Annotated in this window: 18 protein-coding genes; 14 read left to right on the top strand and 4 right to left on the bottom strand. The window is 69.8% G+C overall.

What is annotated here, in order from left to right; all coding sequences use genetic code 11:
• Positions 1–124 precede the first annotated feature (124 nt).
• The 4 genes from pafA to ACXIZN_RS13195 all read left to right on the top strand — a co-directional run bounded on the left by pafA (position 125) and on the right by ACXIZN_RS13195 (position 3,895).
• Entirely contained in the window at positions 125–1,483 is a 1,359-nt protein-coding gene (pafA, locus tag ACXIZN_RS13210) for a Pup--protein ligase (protein ID WP_037319655.1), read from the top strand.
• 79 nt (positions 1,484–1,562) lie between these two features.
• Positions 1,563–2,606, top strand: a complete 1,044-nt coding sequence (locus ACXIZN_RS13205) for a WD40/YVTN/BNR-like repeat-containing protein (protein WP_457954657.1) — start codon at positions 1,563–1,565, stop codon at positions 2,604–2,606.
• A gap of 12 nt (positions 2,607–2,618) precedes the next feature.
• Positions 2,619–2,960 carry an ArsR/SmtB family transcription factor gene (locus ACXIZN_RS13200; protein ID WP_457954656.1) on the top strand — a complete coding sequence of 114 codons (342 nt, stop codon included), beginning with the start codon at positions 2,619–2,621 and terminating at the stop codon, positions 2,958–2,960.
• A gap of 71 nt (positions 2,961–3,031) precedes the next feature.
• A complete protein-coding gene (locus ACXIZN_RS13195) occupies positions 3,032–3,895 on the top strand; it encodes a TIGR03620 family F420-dependent LLM class oxidoreductase (RefSeq protein WP_457954655.1) in 864 nt (287 codons plus the stop codon).
• On the opposite strand, the gene ACXIZN_RS13190 is transcribed toward ACXIZN_RS13195, so the two are convergent.
• The 3 genes from ACXIZN_RS13190 to ACXIZN_RS13180 are packed head-to-tail and all read right to left on the bottom strand — an operon-like array spanning position 3,892 to position 6,015.
• A complete protein-coding gene (locus ACXIZN_RS13190; RefSeq protein WP_457954654.1) occupies positions 3,892–4,590 on the bottom strand; it encodes an SDR family oxidoreductase in 699 nt (232 codons plus the stop codon). The genes ACXIZN_RS13195 and ACXIZN_RS13190 overlap by 4 nt on opposite strands.
• On the bottom strand, positions 4,587–5,039 hold the full coding sequence (locus ACXIZN_RS13185; protein WP_457954652.1) for an SRPBCC family protein: 453 nt from the start codon (positions 5,037–5,039) through the stop codon (positions 4,587–4,589). Before ACXIZN_RS13185 ends, ACXIZN_RS13190 begins: the two co-directional genes overlap by 4 nt.
• Positions 5,040–5,076: 37 nt before the next feature.
• A complete protein-coding gene (locus ACXIZN_RS13180; RefSeq protein ID WP_457954650.1) occupies positions 5,077–6,015 on the bottom strand; it encodes an NADP-dependent oxidoreductase in 939 nt (312 codons plus the stop codon).
• A gap of 105 nt (positions 6,016–6,120) precedes the next feature.
• On the opposite strand from ACXIZN_RS13180, the gene ACXIZN_RS13175 reads away from it, so the two are divergent.
• From ACXIZN_RS13175 to ACXIZN_RS13145, 7 genes are all read left to right on the top strand, one after another.
• Positions 6,121–6,552, top strand: coding sequence for a winged helix-turn-helix transcriptional regulator (locus ACXIZN_RS13175; RefSeq protein WP_457954648.1), 432 nt, complete (start codon positions 6,121–6,123; stop codon positions 6,550–6,552).
• 9 nt (positions 6,553–6,561) lie between these two features.
• Entirely contained in the window at positions 6,562–7,542 is a 981-nt protein-coding gene (locus tag ACXIZN_RS13170; protein ID WP_457954647.1) for a helix-turn-helix transcriptional regulator, read from the top strand.
• Positions 7,539–8,516, top strand: a complete 978-nt coding sequence (locus ACXIZN_RS13165; RefSeq protein WP_457954646.1) for a helix-turn-helix transcriptional regulator — start codon at positions 7,539–7,541, stop codon at positions 8,514–8,516. The genes ACXIZN_RS13170 and ACXIZN_RS13165 overlap by 4 nt, the downstream gene beginning before the upstream one ends.
• A gap of 9 nt (positions 8,517–8,525) precedes the next feature.
• Positions 8,526–8,735, top strand: coding sequence for a bacteriophage holin (locus ACXIZN_RS13160; protein WP_192744404.1), 210 nt, complete (start codon positions 8,526–8,528; stop codon positions 8,733–8,735).
• 38 nt (positions 8,736–8,773) lie between these two features.
• Entirely contained in the window at positions 8,774–9,106 is a 333-nt protein-coding gene (gene tatA, locus ACXIZN_RS13155; protein ID WP_044853269.1) for a Sec-independent protein translocase subunit TatA, read from the top strand.
• A gap of 95 nt (positions 9,107–9,201) precedes the next feature.
• Positions 9,202–10,173, top strand: a complete 972-nt coding sequence (gene tatC, locus ACXIZN_RS13150) for a twin-arginine translocase subunit TatC (RefSeq protein ID WP_457954645.1) — start codon at positions 9,202–9,204, stop codon at positions 10,171–10,173.
• A gap of 7 nt (positions 10,174–10,180) precedes the next feature.
• Positions 10,181–11,056 (top strand): diacylglycerol/lipid kinase family protein, encoded by an 876-nt coding sequence (locus tag ACXIZN_RS13145; protein WP_457954643.1) that lies wholly within the window; start codon positions 10,181–10,183, stop codon positions 11,054–11,056.
• Here ACXIZN_RS13145 and ACXIZN_RS13140 read toward each other — a convergent pair.
• The gene (locus ACXIZN_RS13140; protein ID WP_457954641.1) at positions 11,040–11,627 is read right to left on the bottom strand and encodes a hypothetical protein; all 588 of its coding nucleotides are present in this window, start codon (positions 11,625–11,627) and stop codon (positions 11,040–11,042) included. The two genes, ACXIZN_RS13145 and ACXIZN_RS13140, sit on opposite strands and share 17 nt — an antisense overlap.
• 112 nt (positions 11,628–11,739) lie before the next feature.
• Between ACXIZN_RS13140 and ACXIZN_RS13135 the strand changes: the two genes are divergently transcribed.
• The 3 genes from ACXIZN_RS13135 (at position 11,740) to ACXIZN_RS13125 (ending at position 17,091) form a co-directional block, all read left to right on the top strand.
• Entirely contained in the window at positions 11,740–14,517 is a 2,778-nt protein-coding gene (locus tag ACXIZN_RS13135) for a DEAD/DEAH box helicase (protein WP_457954639.1), read from the top strand.
• A 523-nt stretch (positions 14,518–15,040) separates the two neighbouring features.
• On the top strand, positions 15,041–15,850 hold the full coding sequence (locus ACXIZN_RS13130) for a DUF4333 domain-containing protein (protein ID WP_457954637.1): 810 nt from the start codon (positions 15,041–15,043) through the stop codon (positions 15,848–15,850).
• 41 nt (positions 15,851–15,891) lie between these two features.
• Complete coding sequence (locus ACXIZN_RS13125) at positions 15,892–17,091, top strand: GNAT family N-acetyltransferase (protein ID WP_457954636.1); 1,200 nt, start codon at positions 15,892–15,894, stop codon at positions 17,089–17,091.
• Positions 17,092–17,120: the final 29 nt, after the last annotated feature.

Raw genomic sequence — 17,120 nt, 5'->3', positions numbered from 1 at the left:
ACGTCATGCGCGTGATACCCGATCGGGACATCCCGCACACCTTTCACCGAATGCAACGTACCGACCGCGTGTCGCCGCCCGAACGGCGCACCTTCAGCGCGTCTTCACCGCCTACTCTGGTGGGATGCAGCGGCGGATCTTTGGCATCGAGACCGAGTTCGGGGTCACGTGCACCTTTCACGGGCAACGCAGGCTCTCCCCGGACGAAGTGGCGCGTTACCTGTTTCGGCGTGTCGTGTCCTGGGGGCGTTCGTCGAACGTCTTCCTGTCGAACGGCTCGCGGCTCTACCTCGACGTGGGTTCCCACCCGGAGTACGCGACGGCCGAATGCGACGACCTCGTCCAGCTCGTCACGCACGACAAGGCGGGGGAGCGGATCCTCGAGGACCTCCTGGTCGACGCCGAGCGGCGGCTGGCGGACGAGGGCATCGGCGGCGACATCTTCCTGTTCAAGAACAACACCGACTCGGCGGGCAACTCCTACGGCTGCCACGAGAACTACCTGGTGACCCGGGCGGGTGAGTTCTCCCGGATCGCCGACGTGCTGCTGCCGTTCCTGGTGACCCGGCAGCTCATCTGCGGCGCCGGCAAGGTGCTGCAGACGCCACGCGGCGCCGTGTACTGCCTGTCCCAGCGAGCGGAACACATCTGGGAAGGCGTCTCCAGCGCCACCACGCGTTCGCGGCCGATCATCAACACCCGCGACGAGCCGCACGCGGACGCCGAACGCTACCGGCGCCTGCACGTGATCGTCGGCGACTCGAACATGGCCGAGCCGACCACGATGCTCAAGGTCGGATCGGCGCACCTGGTGCTGGAGATGATCGAAGCGGGCGTCCAGTTCCGCGACTTCACCCTGGACAACCCGATAAGGGCCATCCGCGAGATCAGCCACGACCTCACCGGCCGCCGCCAGGTGCGGCTCGCCGGCGGCCGCGAGGCGTCCGCGCTGGACATCCAGCGCGAGTACCACGCCCGCGCCGTCCAGCACGTCAAGGAGACCGGTTCGTCGCCGCAGTCCGAGCGCGTCGTCGAACTGTGGGGCCGGGCACTGGAGGCGGTCGAGCAGCAGGACTTCAGCAAGATCGACACCGAGATCGACTGGGCGATCAAGCACCGCCTCGTCGAGCGCTACCGCAACAAGCACGACCTCGACCTGTCGAGCCCGCGGATCGCGCAGCTCGACCTGGCCTATCACGACATCCGGCGCGGGCGGGGCATCTTCGACCTGCTGCAGCGGAAGGGACTCGTGCGGCGGGTCACCGACGACGGCGAGATCGAGCTGGCCAAGGACACCCCGCCGCAGACCACCCGGGCGAAACTGCGCGGTGACTTCATCGCCGCCGCGCAGGCCGCCGGGCGTGACTTCACCGTGGACTGGGTGCACCTCAAGCTCAACGACCAGGCGCAGCGGACCGTGCTGTGCAAGGACCCGTTCCGCTCGGTGGACGAGCGAGTAGAGCGGCTGATCAGCTCACTCTGATTGGTCCGTGAAGGCCACCTTGAGGGAACCAGAGTCCCTTAAGGTGGCCTTCACGGATCTTCGAGGGAGAGGTGCGCCGATGCGCCGTGCGTTGCTGGTCCTCCTGGGTGCGGTCGTCCCACTGGCGTTCACCGGCGTCGCGCACGCCGCACCGGAATGTCCCGAGCCCAGGTGGACGGAGACTCCGACGGGCACGGACGCCCGGCTGCGCGGCCTGTCCGCGGTTGATTCCCGGACGGCCTGGGTCAGCGGCAGCAGGGGCACCATCCTGCGCACCACCGACCGCGGCCGCAGCTGGGAGCCCGTCGCCCCGGCGGGCACCGAAGCGCTCGACTTCCGCGACATCGAGGCCTTCGACGCCGACCACGCGGTCGCGCTGTCGATCGGACCCGGGGACGCGTCCCGGATCTACCGCACCGACGACGGCGGCCGGAGCTGGCGACTGTCCTTCCAGAACAGCGATTCTGCCGCCTTCTACGACTGTGTGGCGTTCTTCGACCATCGGCGCGGTCTCGCGATGAGCGATCCGGTGGACGGCAAGTTCCGGTTGCAGTCCACTTCGGACGGCGGCCGCACGTGGAAACCCGTTTCCCCCGAGGGTATGGTCCCCGCGCTCGACGGCGAGTTCGGGTTCGCCGCCAGCGGCCAGTGCCTCACCACATCGGGCCCGCGCGACGCCTGGATCGCCACCGGTGGCGGGGCCCGCGCACGGGTCCTGCATTCCGGCGACGGCGGGGCGACCTGGGAGGCCGCCGACACCCCGTTGCCCAGCGGTGCCTCCGCCGGTGTCTTTTCGGTGACGTTCCGGGATCCGCGGCACGGGGTGGCCATCGGTGGCGACTACGCGGCGCCGAACGCCCCTGGCCCCGCGGTGGCGCTCAGCGCGGATCGGGGGCACACGTGGCGGACCCCGGCCGAGGCCCCGGTCGGCTACCGCTCCGGCCTGGCGTGGCTGGGGAACACCGTGATCGCCGTCGGCCCCGGCGGAAGCGATCTGAGCCCGGACGGCGGACGGCACTGGAAGTCGTTCGACACCGGATCGTTCGACTCGGTCGACTGCGCCCGCGGCGCGTGCTGGGCGAGCGGGGCCGACGGCAGGGCCGCACGGCTCGGCACCGCCTAAGCTCGAAGGACCATGACCGCACAAGCCGAACCAGTCCCCGAGACCACCGACCAGCTGGTCGAGGTGCTGAAGGCGCTCGCCAACCCGATCCGCCTCCAGGTGCTCGGGTGGCTGCGCGAACCGGACCGGCACTTCCCGCCGGAGAACGCGATCGCCGACCAGAACGAGGTCGGGGTCTGCGTGAGTCATCTCCAGGCGAAGCTGGGGCTCGCGCAGTCCACGGTGTCGGCGTACATGGCGCTGCTGCAGCGCGCCGGGCTCGTCCGGTCGACCCGGGTGGGCAAGTGGACGCACTATCGCCGTGACGAGCAGCGGATCGCCCAGCTCGTCGACCTGCTGGGACGTTCCATCTGAGCCCGGCCGGGAATAACGTATCGAAAATCTGCGATACTTCGATACGTTGGACTCGACCTGAGGAGAGACAGATGGAACTGGGGCGTTTCGGGATCTGGACGTTCGACTTCGAGGATCAGCCCGCGAGCATGCTCCGGGATTCGGTGCGGGAACTGGACGAACTCGGCTGGCCCGCGATCTGGATCCCGGAACGGGACGGCCGCGAGGCGCTGACCCACGCCGGATTCCTGCTCGCGTCCACCGAACGCATGGCCGTGGTCAACGGGATCGCGCGGATCGGCTCCCGTGGCGCGTGGTCGGTCCACGGCGCCGCGCTCCTGCTCGCCGACGCGTACCCGGGCAGGCATGTCCTCGGGCTCGGTTTCGGCGGCGCGCAGCCCGGCGTCAAGCCGTTGGAGGCGATGAACGACTACCTCGACGAACTCGACGCGGTCGCCAGCGGGAATCCGCGGCCCGCCGAGCCCATCCGGCGCCTGCTGGCGGCGTACGGGCCGAAGATGCTCGGACTCGCCCGCGACCGGTCCGAGGGCGCGCACACCTATCACGTATCGGTGGCGCACACCGCCCAGGCGAGGGAAGTGCTGGGGGAGAAGGCTTTTCTCGGCGTGGAGCACGCCGTGCTGTTCGAAACCGACCCGGGCAAGGCGCGTGAGATCGCCCGCGAGCATCTGCACGGCTACCTGACGTCGGAGTACAACGTCGCCAAGTACCTCCGCCTCGGCTACACCGAAGCCGACCTCGACGGCGGCCGGGGCAGCGACCGGCTCGTCGACGATCTCGTGTTCTGGGGCGACCTCGACACCGTGACCGCGAAACTGCACGGCCACCTCGACGCGGGCGCCGACCACGTCGGCGTCCAGGTCATCGGTGTCGAACCCGGTGAGTCGGCCATGCCGCACTGGCGGCGGCTGGCCGAGGCGCTGTTGCCGAGCTAGCGGACCTGGCCGGTCGGGCGGACCACGATCTCGTTGACGTCGACCGAGGGCGGCTGCTCCAACGCGAAGAGCACCGCCCTCGCGACGTCGTCGGGGTCCAGTTTCGGCTTGGTTTTCGAGTCCTCGGGGATCATCGAGGTGTCGACCAGGCCCGGCTGGACGACGGTGACCCGCACACCGGTGCCGACGGCTTCCTCGCGGATGGACCCGGCGAGCCCGGTCACCGCCCATTTCGTCGCCGAATAGAGGTTCCCCGGCCGGTGGTAGCGCCCGGCGACCGAGCCGGTGAGCACCAGGTGCCCCTTCGATTCCGCGAGCGACGGAAGGGTCGCCCGCGCGGTGAGGGCGGTGCCGTAGACGTTCGTCAGCACCATGTCCCGCCACTGTCCGGGGTCCACGCCGCCGTCGCCGAAGAACGAGACGACGACGCTCTGCCCCGCGTTGGCGAACACCGCGTCCAGCCGGCCGAAGGTGTTCTTCACCGTCTCGACGGCCGTGGACAGCGATTCCCAGTCGGTGACGTCCGCCGCGACCGCGAGGGCCCGGTCCTCGCCCAGTTCGGCGACGAGCGGGAGCAGCGCCTGGCGGTCGCGGGAGAGCAACGCCAGCCGGAATCCGGCCGCGGCGGTTCGGCGCGCGGTGGCCGCGCCGAGGCCACGCGAAGCGCCGGTGATCAGCAGTACTCGATCGTTCATGACTCCAAACTAGGCGGCGTGTAGCCGTCCCATTCGGGCACCGGTTCGCCGGCGAGGGAAGCGCCGAGCCGGTCGAGGTAGAAATGCCAGCCCTTGGCGATGTCCGAGGTGTCCCAATCGGGTTTGGGCATCCGGTGCACGAAGTCGAGCACCGTTCCCTCGCCGCGAGGGGTGAGGGTCAGTTCCACTCGCCACGTCGGCTCACCGGTGTTGTGCAGGTCCATGACCAGCCGTTTCGGCGGATCGCATTCGTGGATGACCGCGGGACCCGGCTCTGAGCCTTCCTCGGCGGTCATCGACAGCATGATCGTGTTGCCGACTCCGGCTTCGCCGGTCCAGGTGCCGATCCAGCGGGCCGTGCGCTCGGATTCCGTGAGTGCCGACCAGACGTCCTCGATCGGGTCCGGGTACTCGCGCCGGAGTTCGAGCCGGGTCTCCTCGTTGTCCATGATGCGAAGATAACTGTAGGCTTAATTAAGCGTCAACTTATTCGTTGGTCAGGACCAGGCGCCCGCGGAGTCCGCCCTCCGTCAGGCGTTCGTGTGCTTTCACCGCCTCTGTCAGCGGCAAGGTGTCCGAGACCCGGAGGGTGAGCGCGCCGTCGTCGACCATGCTCACCAGCCCGGCGAGCGCCGCGCCGTCGGCGGCTATCCAGACGTGCTCGACCTTGATACCCCGCAACGGAATCGGGGCGGCTCCGGCCGCGAACACGACGAACCGGCCACGGTTCGCCACCGCGTCCAACGCCTCGAGCCCGAGTAGCGCCGTGTCGAGTGCCGCGTCGACGCCGCCGGGGATCACCGCCCGCACGCGATCGGCGAGAAAATCGCCGCGCGGCACGAAAACCTCCGCGCCGAACCCGCGTACCAGCGCCTCGTCGGTCGCGCCGGCGACGGCCACCACGCGAAAACCGCGGGCCTTCGCCAAGGTCACCGCGTAGCCGCCGACAGCGCCCGCCGCGCCGGTCACCAGAACCGTCGCACCCGCTGGCAGGTCGAGCAGATCGAGGGCCTGGACCGCGGTGAGACCGTTCAGCGGCAAGGTCGCGGCCTCCACGAGCGACACCGTCCGCGGTGCGGCGGCGATCGCCTCCGCGTCGAGGACGACGAAGTCGGCATAGGTGCCGAGCGCCGCCGACGGCCGATCCTGGAGTGCGAGCACACTGTCGCCCGCGGCGAACCCGGTTACGCCGTCACCCACGGCGTCGACCGTCCCGGCGACATCCCAGCCGATGCCGAGCACCTCACGCGGCGGGACGATCCCCGCCTCGGTCAGAAAACCCGAACGGGTCGCGGCGTCGACCGGGTTGACCCCCGTCGCGGCCACCTTCACCCGTACCTGACCCGGCCCAGGTGCGGGTACCGGGACGTCGGCGAATTCCAGGACTTCCGGGCCGCCGAACCGGCGGACCACCACTGCGCGCATCGTTTCTCCTTCAAGGGGATCGTTCCCCGCGAACGTATGGGGAGTTACTCTCCTTCGGGAAGTACGCACCTCGAGGTGCCCAACCCACGCGGAGGTACGCGCACCGTGGTCACGCGCACGGCACAGGAACGCCGGGACGAAGAGAAACGGGCCTACGACGCCTATCTCGCGGCCTGTCCCGCCCGGAAACTGCTCGACGAGGTCTCGGGCAAATGGGTCAGCCTCGTCCTCGTCGCCCTCGGCGACGGACCCCAGCGCTACAGCGACCTCGCGCGCCGGATAGCCGGGGTCAGCCAGAAGATGCTCACGCAGACCCTGCGGACCCTGGAGCGGGACGGCCTGGTGACCCGCACGGTCACCGCCTGCGTGCCGGTCCGCGTGGACTACGAGCTGACCGAACTCGGCCGGAGCCTCCGCCGGTTGCTGGCCGGGATCAAGGACTGGGCCGAGACCCGGTTCGACGAGGTCGAGACCGCCAGGGATCGTTACGACGCGCGATCGGCGGCTCTCACCATCGGGTCGGACGGAGCGGGCTAGGGTAACCGGGTGTCCACCGCACGCGCCGAACGTCTGGTCAACCTGGTTCTGGCCCTCCTGTCCACCCGGCAGTACCTCACCGCCGAGCGGATCCGGGGCATCGTGCCCGGGTACGCCGACGCGGCCAGCGACGAGGCGTATTTCCGCATGTTCGAGCGCGACAAGACCGAACTGCGCGAACTCGGCATCCCGCTGGAGACGGGCCGCAACTCCGCGTTCGACGCGATCGACGGCTACCGCATCGCGCGCCGCGACTACGAACTCGGCGAGATCGACCTCGCGCCCGACGAGGCCACCGCGGTCGGCCTCGCCGTCCGGCTCTGGGATTCCCCGGAACTGACCGGAGAGGCGCAGGGCGCGCTGGTGAAACTCCGCGCCGCCGGCGTCGAGGTCGACGACCACGCCCCGACCGTCGTCGAACCCCGCGTCCGCGCCGAACCGGCGTTCGGCCCGCTCCTCGCCGCCGTCCAAGCCGGGCAGGCCGTGCGTTTCGAGTACCGCCGCAGCGGTTCGGCCGAACGCAAGATCCGCACCCTCGAACCGTGGGGCGTGGTGTCGTGGAAGGGCCGCTGGTACGTCGTCGGACACGACAGGGACCGTGGCGCTCCCCGGTGTTTCCGCCTTTCACGCGTGACCGGGAAGGTCGACACCTTCGGGCCGACCGGTGTCGTCGAACGCCCGGAAGGGGTCAACCTGCTGCGGATGGTCTCCGCCAGCAGTGGCGAGGACCCGTCCGCGCCGATCATCGCCAGCGTCTGGGTCGCGGACGGCCGGGCCGCTGGGGTCCGTCGCCGGGGCCGGGTGGTCGGCCGCAGTGACGCCGGGGGAGAAGAAGGCGACCTGGTGGAGATCGAGCTGTACTACCCCGAATCCGCCGCGGACTGGCTCACCGCGCACGGCCCGGACGTCCTCGTCCTCGAACCCGATGTGCTCGCGAAGTCGGTCTTCAGCCGTCTCGAAGCCATCGCGCACGCCGGCGGTGCCCGATGAGCGCCACCGGACGGATGCCGCGCCTGCTCGCGCTCGTGCCGTACCTCCTCGCCCGGCCGGGCATCAAGATCGACGACGCCGCCCACGACTTCGACGTCACGCCCAAGCAACTGCGCAAGGACCTCGAACTGCTGTGGATGTGCGGGCTGCCCGGCTACGGCCCGGGTGACCTGATCGACCTGTCCTTCGAGGGCGACACGATCGTCGTCACGCACGACGCCGGGATGAACCGCCCGCTGCGGCTCACCGGCGGCGAGGCGACGGCCATGCTCGTCGCGTTGCGCGCGTTGGCCGAGACGCCCGGGGTGGTCGACGCCGACGCGGTCCGCCGCGCCATCGCGAAGATCGAAGTCGCCGCAGGGCAGGCTCAGCCGTCGGGGATCGTCGTCGGCGGGGGAGTGCGCGAAGGCAAGAAGACCGCCGGGACGCGCGAAGCCGTCCGGGCCGCGCTCACCGCGAAGCGTGCCTTGCGGATCCGGTACTACACCGCGTCGAAGGACGAGATCACCGAACGCACCGTCGATCCCATGCGGCTGCTCATCGTCCAGGCGGTCGGCTACCTCGAAGCGTGGTGCCGCCGCGCCGAGGGTGTCCGGCTGTTCCGCCTCGACCGCATCGACGAGCTCACCGTGCTCGACGAACCCGCCGTCCCGCCGGCGCACGCGCGGCCCACTGACATTTCCGATGGTGTTTTCCGCCCGCGTCCCGATCAACAGGAAGCCGTCCTGGTCCTCGATCCCGACACACGCTGGGTAGCCGAGTACTACCCCTGCGAGGAGCTCGACGAGCTCGACGGCGGGCGGCTGCGCATCCGGATGCGCTACGCCGACGAATCGTGGATGGTCCGGCTGATCCTTGGGCTGGGCGGAGACGCGCAGGTCGAAAGCCCGGTCGAGCTCGGAGAGGCAGTTCGTCGACGGGCGGCCGACGCACTGGCCCGGGCTCGTCACCTAACGTCAACCTACGAGCAGTAGGGTGACGCCGTGTCGTACCTGCCGAGCATCGCGCTCGCCGTCGCCGGGCTGATCCTGCTCTTTGTTCTGCTAATCAAATTACGCAGAGTCTTGCGCGTGCTCACCCATACGATGAGCATGGTGGCTACGAACACCCGAAAACGGACAGGGCTCCTTCGCGCCCGGTCGGCCGCGCTGCGCGTGGCGATCGCGCGACGACGTGGGCTCGAAGACCGGTAACATCACATACGAGAGATTCGAGAAGGAGGCCGCAAACGATGAACGCGCTGCAGCCGTGGCACATCATCATCCTGGTGCTCGTCGTTGTCCTGCTGTTCGGCGCCAAGAGGCTTCCGGACGCCGCGCGGTCCATCGGCAAGTCCATGAAGATCTTCAAGGCCGAGACCAAGGACATGGCCGGGGACAAGGACAAGGCCGCCGAGACCGAAGAGGTCGAGACCAAGCAGCTGCCGCAGGCCACCACGCCCGCGCCCGCCGCGACCGCGCAGGACAAGCAGGTCGCCGACCTCCAGCGTCAGCTCGACGAGCTCAAGAAGCAGCAGGCCGCCGCGCCCGCTCCGGCCGAGCAGGCGCAGAAGAACGCCAGCTAAGCGATCTTTAGTTAGCCAAGCGGAGCCTGTTCGCGGATGAGCGCGCCGACGTACCGGCGCGCTCATGGTGGACCCTGACGAGAACGGACTGTCCAGTGGCGGATTCCGCCTCCGGTGAGGAGCGCCGCGGCACGAAGCGGCGCAAGCGCAGCCGTCGGGCCAACCCCGACGGCACGATGACGCTCATCGAGCACATCTACGAGTTCCGGCGCCGTCTGGGCTTCGCGCTGCTCGCCATCCTGGCGGGTGGGATCATCGGCTTCATCTGGTTCCAGACCAGGGTGGGCCCGATCCCGTCGCTCGGCCAGATCATGACCGGCCCGTACTGCGGCATTCCGTACCAGCGCAGGCTCGGCGGGGAACCCAACGGTCCCTGTCAGCTGCTCCAGACGGTCCCGTTCGAAGCCTTCATGATCCAGCTGAAGGTCGGTCTCGCCGCGGGCGCGGTCCTGTTCGCCCCGCTGTGGCTCTACCAGATCTGGGCGTTCATCGCGCCCGGTCTCTACTCGAAGGAGCGCAAGTACGCGCTCACCTTCGTCTTCTTCGCGTCGATCCTCTTCGCCGCCGGCGCCGTCCTGGCGTACCTGCTCATCCCGCACGCTCTCGAGCTGCTGATGAACTTCGGTGGAGACCAGTTCATCACCGCCCTCACCGGTGACAAGTACATCTCGTTCATCCTGTCGCTGCTGCTGATCTTCGGCGTCAGTTTCGAACTCCCGCTGTTCGTGGTGATGCTGAACCGCGTCGGCGTCCTGAAGTACCAGACGCTGAAGAAGTGGCGCCGCGGCCTGATCATGGTCGTGTTCGTCTTCGCCGCCTTCGCGACGCCTGGTTCGGATCCGTTCTCGATGCTCGCCCTGGCCGGCGCGCTGGTGGTGCTCCTGGAGCTCTCCATCCAGATCGCGCGCTTCCACGACCGCAAGCTCGACAAGGAGCGCGGCACCGAGGGCTGGGACCAGCTCGCCGACGACGAGGCCGCGCCGTTCGACTACACGCCGAGCACCATCGACGAGGAGCCGTCTGCCGCCACGAACGGCAAGCGCACCAGCACCGACGACGTCACCTGAGCCGGGGATGCACGCGGCGCTGGCCGTCCACCCCGCCTCCGGTGACGGGGCCGCGGGACGGCTGATGGAGTCGGTCGCGGCGCGGCTGCGGCCCGTCGTGGACCGGCTCGACGTCCTCGTCGCCCATACGGTCGAGGAATCCCGCGCGCTGATGACCGACTCGCGCGCGGCGGGGCTGGACGTCCTCGTCGTCCTCGGTGGTGACGGTGCGGCTCACCAAGGGGTCCAGTTCTGCGCCGAATCCGGTGTCGCGCTCGGGCTCGTCCCCGCGGGCACCGGCAACGACTTCGCCAGGGCGCTCGGCATCCCCGAACGGCCGCACGCCGCCGCGGATCTCCTCGCCAGGCGGATCGCGGAGGGGAGACGGCGGAGGATCGACCTCGGCCGGGCCGGTGGTGAATGGTTCGCCACGGTGCTGTGTTCGGGTTTCGACGCCCTGGTCACCGAACGAGCCAACCGGCTGACCTGGCCTCGTGGCCCGCGCCGCTACGACGTCGCGATCCTGGCCGAACTCGCCGCGTTCCGGCCCCGGCCGGTCGTGCTCCGCACGGACGTCGAGACCCTCGAACTCGACGCCACCATGATCGCCGTCGGCAACACCCCGTTCTACGGCGGCGGCATGCCGATCTGCCCCGGCGCGGATCCCGGAGACGGCCTGTTCGATGTCACCGTCGTCGGCGAGGCGACCCGGCGGGACCTTCTTCGCATGCTGCCCGGGGTCCGGTCGGGAGACCACATCGCCCATCCGGCGGTGCGGGTCCTCAAAGCCAGCCAGATCCACCTGGCGGGCAGCGACCTGCCCGTCTACGCCGACGGCGAGCCGCTGGGCAGGCTGCCGCTCGACGTCGCCTGCGTTCCCGGCGCGCTCACCGTCGTCGGGTGAGCCCGGCGTAGTCGCCGGCCCGCCACACCTGCCCGCGGAACGTCGCGGCCGACATGAGTTCGCCGCCCGGGAAGAACACCCCGCCGCAGCGGTGGCAGAACCACGCCCGCCGCCAGTAGTCCAGCGCGTCGGGGATGCCTCGCCGGATCCGCGCGTTGCGCCGCATCCGGAGCACGAACAGGACGGCGAACAAGGCGACCAGCGCGAAGGCACCGACCGGGAAGATCGACGCCCCGATGTACTGCGCGGCCCTGCCGTCGGCGGTCGGCGCGATGTTCTCGTCCAGCACGTCGTTGGCGAAGGCGAGGAACACGAACGCGGGGATCAGCAGCACCAGCGCGAGCGCCAGGAAGCAGCCGCCGCCGCGGGGCACCGGATACGGGTTGAGCGACGCCGCGGTCGCGGTCACCGACACACCGGTGTGCGCCGTCGCGGTGTAGACCACGCCGTCGCCGGCCGGGATGGCCGTCATGCCCCCTCTCACCCGGTAGGTCGTCTGCCCGCTCTGGAACACCGCCGGCACACTCTGCACCTGGTCGACCTGCGCGCATCGCGGGCAAGCGATCTCCATGGGGTCCCCTCTCGATCACGGATCCACCCCTTGGATGACGCGGGGGTGGCGGCCGTTCCCGAGATCGTCACACCGAGTGCGAACTGTCGGTGGGGTATGGAACCCTGACGAAGTGGTCAATAGCCCTTCTCAGACCCCGGCCGAGGCCTACACGGCCTCCCAGCGCCGCGCTCGATACCCTCAGCTGACCCGCTTCGCGGCGGAATCGTCGTTCGAATTCGACGACTTCCAGGTCCGCGGCTGCGAGGCGCTCGAAGACGGTCACGGCGTGCTCGTCTGCGCGCCCACCGGCGCCGGGAAGACCGTGGTCGGCGAGTTCGCGGTGCACCTCGCCCTCGCCGAAGGCCGCAAATGCTTCTACACGACGCCCATCAAGGCGTTGTCGAACCAGAAGTACGCCGACCTCGTCGGCCGCTATGGGCCCGACGCCGTCGGCCTGTTGACCGGTGACACCTCGATCAACGGCAACGCGCAGGTCGTGGTCATGACCACCGAGGTCCTCCGCAACATGCTGTACGCGGGGTCCTCGACCATCGGCGAGCTCGCGTACGTGGTGATGGACGAGGTCCACTACCTCGCCGACCGGTTCCGCGGCGCCGTCTGGGAAGAGGTCATCCTCCACCTACCCGAACACGTCCGGGTCGTCGGCCTGTCGGCCACGGTGAGCAACGCCGAGGAGTTCGGCGAATGGCTCGTCGAGGTCCGCGGCGACACCACCGTCGTCGTCGACGAGCACCGTCCCGTGCCGTTGTGGCAGCACATGCTGGTCGGCAACCGGCTGATGGACCTGTTCGCCGGCCAGGAGGAGAGCGCGCCGGGCGCCGAACTGCGGATCAACCCCAGCCTGCTTCGCCGTACCGAGGAGATCGGCGGACGTTTCGCCCCGGCCGGGCTGCGCGGGCCGAGAGGACGGCGAGGGGCGCCGTCGCGGATGCCGCGGTACCGGCCGCCGTCCCGGACCGAGACGGTCGAGCGGCTGGACAACGCGGGCCTGCTCCCCGCCATCGTGTTCATCTTCTCCCGCGCCGGGTGCGACGCCGCCGTCGGCCAGTGCGTCCGCTCGGGCCTGCGGCTCAACGGCCCCGAGGAGGTCGAGAAGGTCCGCCGCATCGTCGCCGAGCGCACCAAGGACCTCCCCGAGGGCGACCTCGGCGTCCTCGGCTTCTGGGAGTGGCGTGAGGCGCTCGAACGCGGGATCGCCGGGCACCACGCCGGGCTGCTCCCGGCGTTCAAGGAGACCGTCGAGGAGCTGTTCGTCCAGGGCCTCGTGAAGGTCGTCTTCGCCACCGAGACGCTCGCGCTCGGCATCAACATGCCCGCGCGCACCGTCGTGCTGGAGCGGCTGGTGAAGTACAACGGCGAGGCGCACGTCGACCTGACACCAGGGGAGTACACGCAGCTCACCGGGCGGGCCGGACGGCGCGGGATCGACGTCGAAGGCCACGCGGTCGTCGCCTGGCAGCCGGGGATCGACCCGAAGCAGGTCGGCGGGCTGGCCTCGACCAGGACGTATCCGCTGCGGTCGTCCTTCCGGCCCGGGTACAACATGGCGGTGAACCTGGTCGCCCAGGTCGGCGCGGAAGAGGCGCGTGACCTGCTCGAGCAGTCGTTCGCGCAGTTCCAGGCAGACCGGTCGGTGGTCGGGACGGCGCGGCGGATCGAGCGCAACAAGGAGGCCCTGCGGGGCTACACCTCGGCCATCACCGGCGATTTCGACCAGATGCTGGAGTACGTCGATCTGCGGGCGAAGATCTCCGCCCGGGAGAAGGCGCTCTCGCGGCAGAACACCTCCGCCCGCCGCGCGGGGACCGCCGAATCGCTGGAGAAGCTCCGCAAGGGAGACGTCATCGCCGTGCCCGCGGGGCGGCGTGCGGGGCTGGCGGTCGTCGTCGACCCCGGGCTCGACCCGATCCGCGAACCGCGGCCCGTGGTGGTCACCGAGGACCGTTGGTCCGGGCCGCTTTCGGTCTCCGACTTCCCGTCACCGGTCGAGGCGCTGGGGAACATCAAGCTGCCGAAGCACATCGAGCTGCGCTCGCCCAAGACCCGGCGGGACATCGCTTCAAGCCTGCGCAACGCGGGAATCTCCCTGCCCGGCAGGCAAAAGCGCCGTGCGGGGGCCAATGAGGACGGTGAGCTGGCCGCGCTGCGGCGGGCGCTGCGCGCACATCCGTGCCACGGCCTCGCCGAACGCGAAGCGAACCTGCGCTGGGTCGAGCGGTACCAGCGGCTCACGGCCGAGACCGAGCAACTGGAACGCAAGGTCGCCGCGACCACGCACTCGCTCGCCCGCGCCTTCGACCGCATCCTGCGGCTGCTCGGCGAGCGCGGGTACCTCGGCCCCGAATCGAAGGGCGACGGCGAGAACCGCGTCACCGAACACGGCAAGCGGCTCACCCGGCTCTACAGCGAGTCCGATCTGCTCGCCGCCGAGTGCATCCGGCACGGCGTCTGGAAGGGACTGGCGCCCGCCGAGCTCGCCGCCGTCGTCTCGACGCTGGTCTTCGAGGCGCGCCGGGACACCGCGGGGGAGCCCCGCCTGCCCGCGGGCAAGGTGCTCGACGCCTGGCAGGCGACCACGCGGCTCTGGATGGAACTCACCGAGGACGAGCGGCGCCACAAACTGGACCGCACCCGCGAACCCGACGCCGGCTTCGCGTGGCCCGTCTACCGATGGGCGCGCGGTGAATCGCTGGAGAAGGTCCTCACCGCCGCCGAGGCGAACGGGCAGGAGCTGTCGGCCGGTGACTTCGTGCGGTGGTCGCGGCAGGTCATCGACCTGCTGGACCAGATCCGCGACGTCCTCGGGAAGGCGGATCCGGTCGGAGCGGCGGCCTCGGACGCGGTGAAGGCCTTGCGGCGCGGTGTCGTGGCGGCCGGCGGCGCGTGACCGGTCTCGTGACTTCCTGGGGCCGGCCGCCCCTCGTCGCGTCTGGTGCGGCGAAGGACGCGTTCGGCCCGTCAGATCCCGGCTGCGGTTGGTCGCTGGCCGGAGTCCGTGAAGGCCTCCTTGAGGGAACCAGAGTCCCCAAAGAGGCCTTCACGGACTCGACGATCGCCACGTGCGTCACACCTGCACCAGCAGTCACAAGGGGTTGCGCGTGAAGGCCTCCTTCCCTCGGCTCAGCCGAGGAAACTCGACCTTCACACCTTGGACGGAGTACATGAAGGCCCTCTTCCTGTACCTAGGCGCAAGGAAGGGGGCCTTCATGTACTCGGGAAGGACAGACACCGGCAACGAGGCGTTGGGCTGACCGGCGGAGCGGCCACGCCTCCGGTGTGAGCACGGTCGCGGCGAGTTGCCCCGACACCGGCCGGGAACAGTGGGCAGGGGCGCCGTCCTGTGGTTGGATCGCCCACGACGGCCATGCAGGTCGGCCGGTGACGATGGCGGAACAGGCGGAGGCGAAACGATGAGCACGCCGTATGGCGGCAACGACCCGCAGCAGCAGCCCCAATGGGGGCAGCAGCCGGGCTACGGGCAACAGCCGGGCGGCGCTCAACCGCCGAGCGGCCCGCAGCAGCAACCGCAGTGGGGCCAGCAGCCGCAGTACGACCCGTCGCAGACCCAGCAGCAACAGCCGCAGTGGGGGCAGCAGCCCGCACCCTACGACCCGTCCCAGCAGCAGCCGGGCTACCCGCAGCAGCCGGACCCGTCGCAGACGCAGCAACAGCAGCCGCAGTGGGGCCAGCAACCGCAGTACGGCCAGCAGCCGGGTTACCCGCAGAGCGGGGCGCAGCAGCAGCCGGGATATCCGCAGAGCGGCCCGCAGCAGCAGCCCGGCTACCCCCAGAGCGGCCCGCAGCAGCAGCCGCAGTACGGGCAGCAGCAGCCCGGCCAGTACGACTACGGCCAGAGCCAGTTCCCGGGCACCCAGGGCGAGGGGCAGGACAAGCCGAAGTCCAAGAAGGGCCTCTTCATCGGGATCGGCGCGCTCGTGGTGATCATCGCCGCGGTCGGCATCCTCGGCTTCGTCACGCCGGGCTGGTTCAACACCCAGGTGTTCAACAACACGCAGATGCAGACCGACGTGCAGAAGCTGCTCACCGAGACCTACGGGATCAAGGAGATCAGCGCGGTCACCTGCCCCTCCGGCCAGGAGGTCAAGGACGGCGTGAAGTTCACCTGCACCGCCACGATCGAGGGCAAGCCGCAGGAGGTGCCGATCACCGTGAAGGGTGACACCGGCAACTACGAGGTCTCGCCGCCCGCCACCAAATAAACGGCGGGCGCCGGACGCGGCCGATCCTGCATGATCGGGTCATGAGCGACTTCTCAGTGCGGCGGCTGCGGTCCGACGAGGAACGGGCCGCGACGGATCTGTTCAGGCGCGCCTTGCACGCCAAGGAGATGACCGATGAGGAATGGTCGGCCATCGCGCCTTCGATGCAGCCGGATCGCGGGTTCGGCGCGTTCGACCATGAGCTGATCGGCACGCTCCGGTCCTTCGATTCGGAGGTGACGCTGCCCGGCGGCGGCACCACGCCGCTCGCCGCGGTCAGCCTGGTCGGCGTCCGTGCCGACCGGACCCGCCGCGGCGTACTGACCGGCTTGATGCGCGCCCAGTTCGAGGATTTCGCCGCCCGGGGCGTTCCCGCGGCGATGCTGCACGCGTCCGAAGGCGCCATCTACGGCAGGTTCGGGTACGGCGTCGCCGTGCGGGCGAAATCGATCGAGGTCGACAGGCACCGTGCCCGCTTCCGGCCCGAGGCGCCTGCCGGCGGCGAAATCTCCTTGCTGGAACTGGAAAGCACCGTCGAGCAGTGGCCGTCGCTCTTCGACGCGCTCCCGCGCACCCGGCCGGGGATGATCGCGCGGAGCCCGCATCTGTGGCCGGGCTACGAACGTGAACTGCGCCGGGCGACCACACCGGTCACGACCGCGGTGCATCGCGGCCAGGACGGGGTCGACGGCTATGTCACCTACACCGTCGAGAGGGAGCACTTCGGTTCTCCGGCGACCCTGAAGATCCAGTCGTTCCACTACGCGAGTCCCGACGCGTTCGCGGGATTGTGGCGCTATCTGGTGTCCGTGGACCTGGTCGACCGCATCACCGCCGAGAAGCGGCCGCTCGACGAGCCGGTCGAGTTGCTGTTCACCGACCCGAGGCACGTGACCGTGCGGAAGATCCAGGACGAAGGCTGGCTCCGGCTGGTCGACGTCGCGAGGATGCTCGACGCGCGCACGTACCGGGGCGAGCCGGTCGTCATCGAGGTCACGGATCCCTTCCTGGACCACAACTCCGGCCGCTACCGCCTGTCCGAGGACGGCGCCGTCCGCACCACCGACCCCGCGGATCTCGAACTCCACGCCGACACGCTGTCGATGGTGTATCTCGGCGGCTGGCGACCGTCGGATCTCGCGGCCGCCGGCCGGGTCCGTGCCACCGGCGCGGCCGCACTGGAACGTGCGGACCTGCTGTTCGGCACGCGGGTCGCTCCTTGGTGCGGTACCTTCTTCTGACGTTGGATGATCACACCGGTGGGGGTGGA

This window comes from Amycolatopsis sp. TRM77291, assembly GCF_054166285.1.
This window is presented reverse-complemented; position numbering and strand designations above follow the sequence as displayed.

Bases quoted from the DNA above. Each gene is read 5' to 3' on its own strand.
- ACXIZN_RS13130 (WP_457954637.1), top strand. From the start codon at position 15,041: ATGAGCACGCCGTATGGCGGCAACGACCCGCAGCAGCAGCCCCAATGG.
- ACXIZN_RS13185 (WP_457954652.1), bottom strand. From the start codon at position 5,039: ATGGACAACGAGGAGACCCGGCTCGAACTCCGGCGCGAGTACCCGGAC.
- ACXIZN_RS13125 (WP_457954636.1), top strand. From the start codon at position 15,892: ATGAGCGACTTCTCAGTGCGGCGGCTGCGGTCCGACGAGGAACGGGCC.
- ACXIZN_RS13140 (WP_457954641.1), bottom strand. From the start codon at position 11,627: ATGGAGATCGCTTGCCCGCGATGCGCGCAGGTCGACCAGGTGCAGAGT.
- ACXIZN_RS13205 (WP_457954657.1), top strand. From the start codon at position 1,563: ATGCGCCGTGCGTTGCTGGTCCTCCTGGGTGCGGTCGTCCCACTGGCG.
- ACXIZN_RS13200 (WP_457954656.1), top strand. From the start codon at position 2,619: ATGACCGCACAAGCCGAACCAGTCCCCGAGACCACCGACCAGCTGGTC.
- tatA (WP_044853269.1), top strand. From the start codon at position 8,774: ATGAACGCGCTGCAGCCGTGGCACATCATCATCCTGGTGCTCGTCGTT.
- ACXIZN_RS13145 (WP_457954643.1), top strand. From the start codon at position 10,181: ATGCACGCGGCGCTGGCCGTCCACCCCGCCTCCGGTGACGGGGCCGCG.
- ACXIZN_RS13195 (WP_457954655.1), top strand. From the start codon at position 3,032: ATGGAACTGGGGCGTTTCGGGATCTGGACGTTCGACTTCGAGGATCAG.
- ACXIZN_RS13180 (WP_457954650.1), bottom strand. From the start codon at position 6,015: ATGCGCGCAGTGGTGGTCCGCCGGTTCGGCGGCCCGGAAGTCCTGGAA.
- ACXIZN_RS13165 (WP_457954646.1), top strand. From the start codon at position 7,539: ATGAGCGCCACCGGACGGATGCCGCGCCTGCTCGCGCTCGTGCCGTAC.
- ACXIZN_RS13190 (WP_457954654.1), bottom strand. From the start codon at position 4,590: ATGAACGATCGAGTACTGCTGATCACCGGCGCTTCGCGTGGCCTCGGC.
- pafA (WP_037319655.1), top strand. From the start codon at position 125: ATGCAGCGGCGGATCTTTGGCATCGAGACCGAGTTCGGGGTCACGTGC.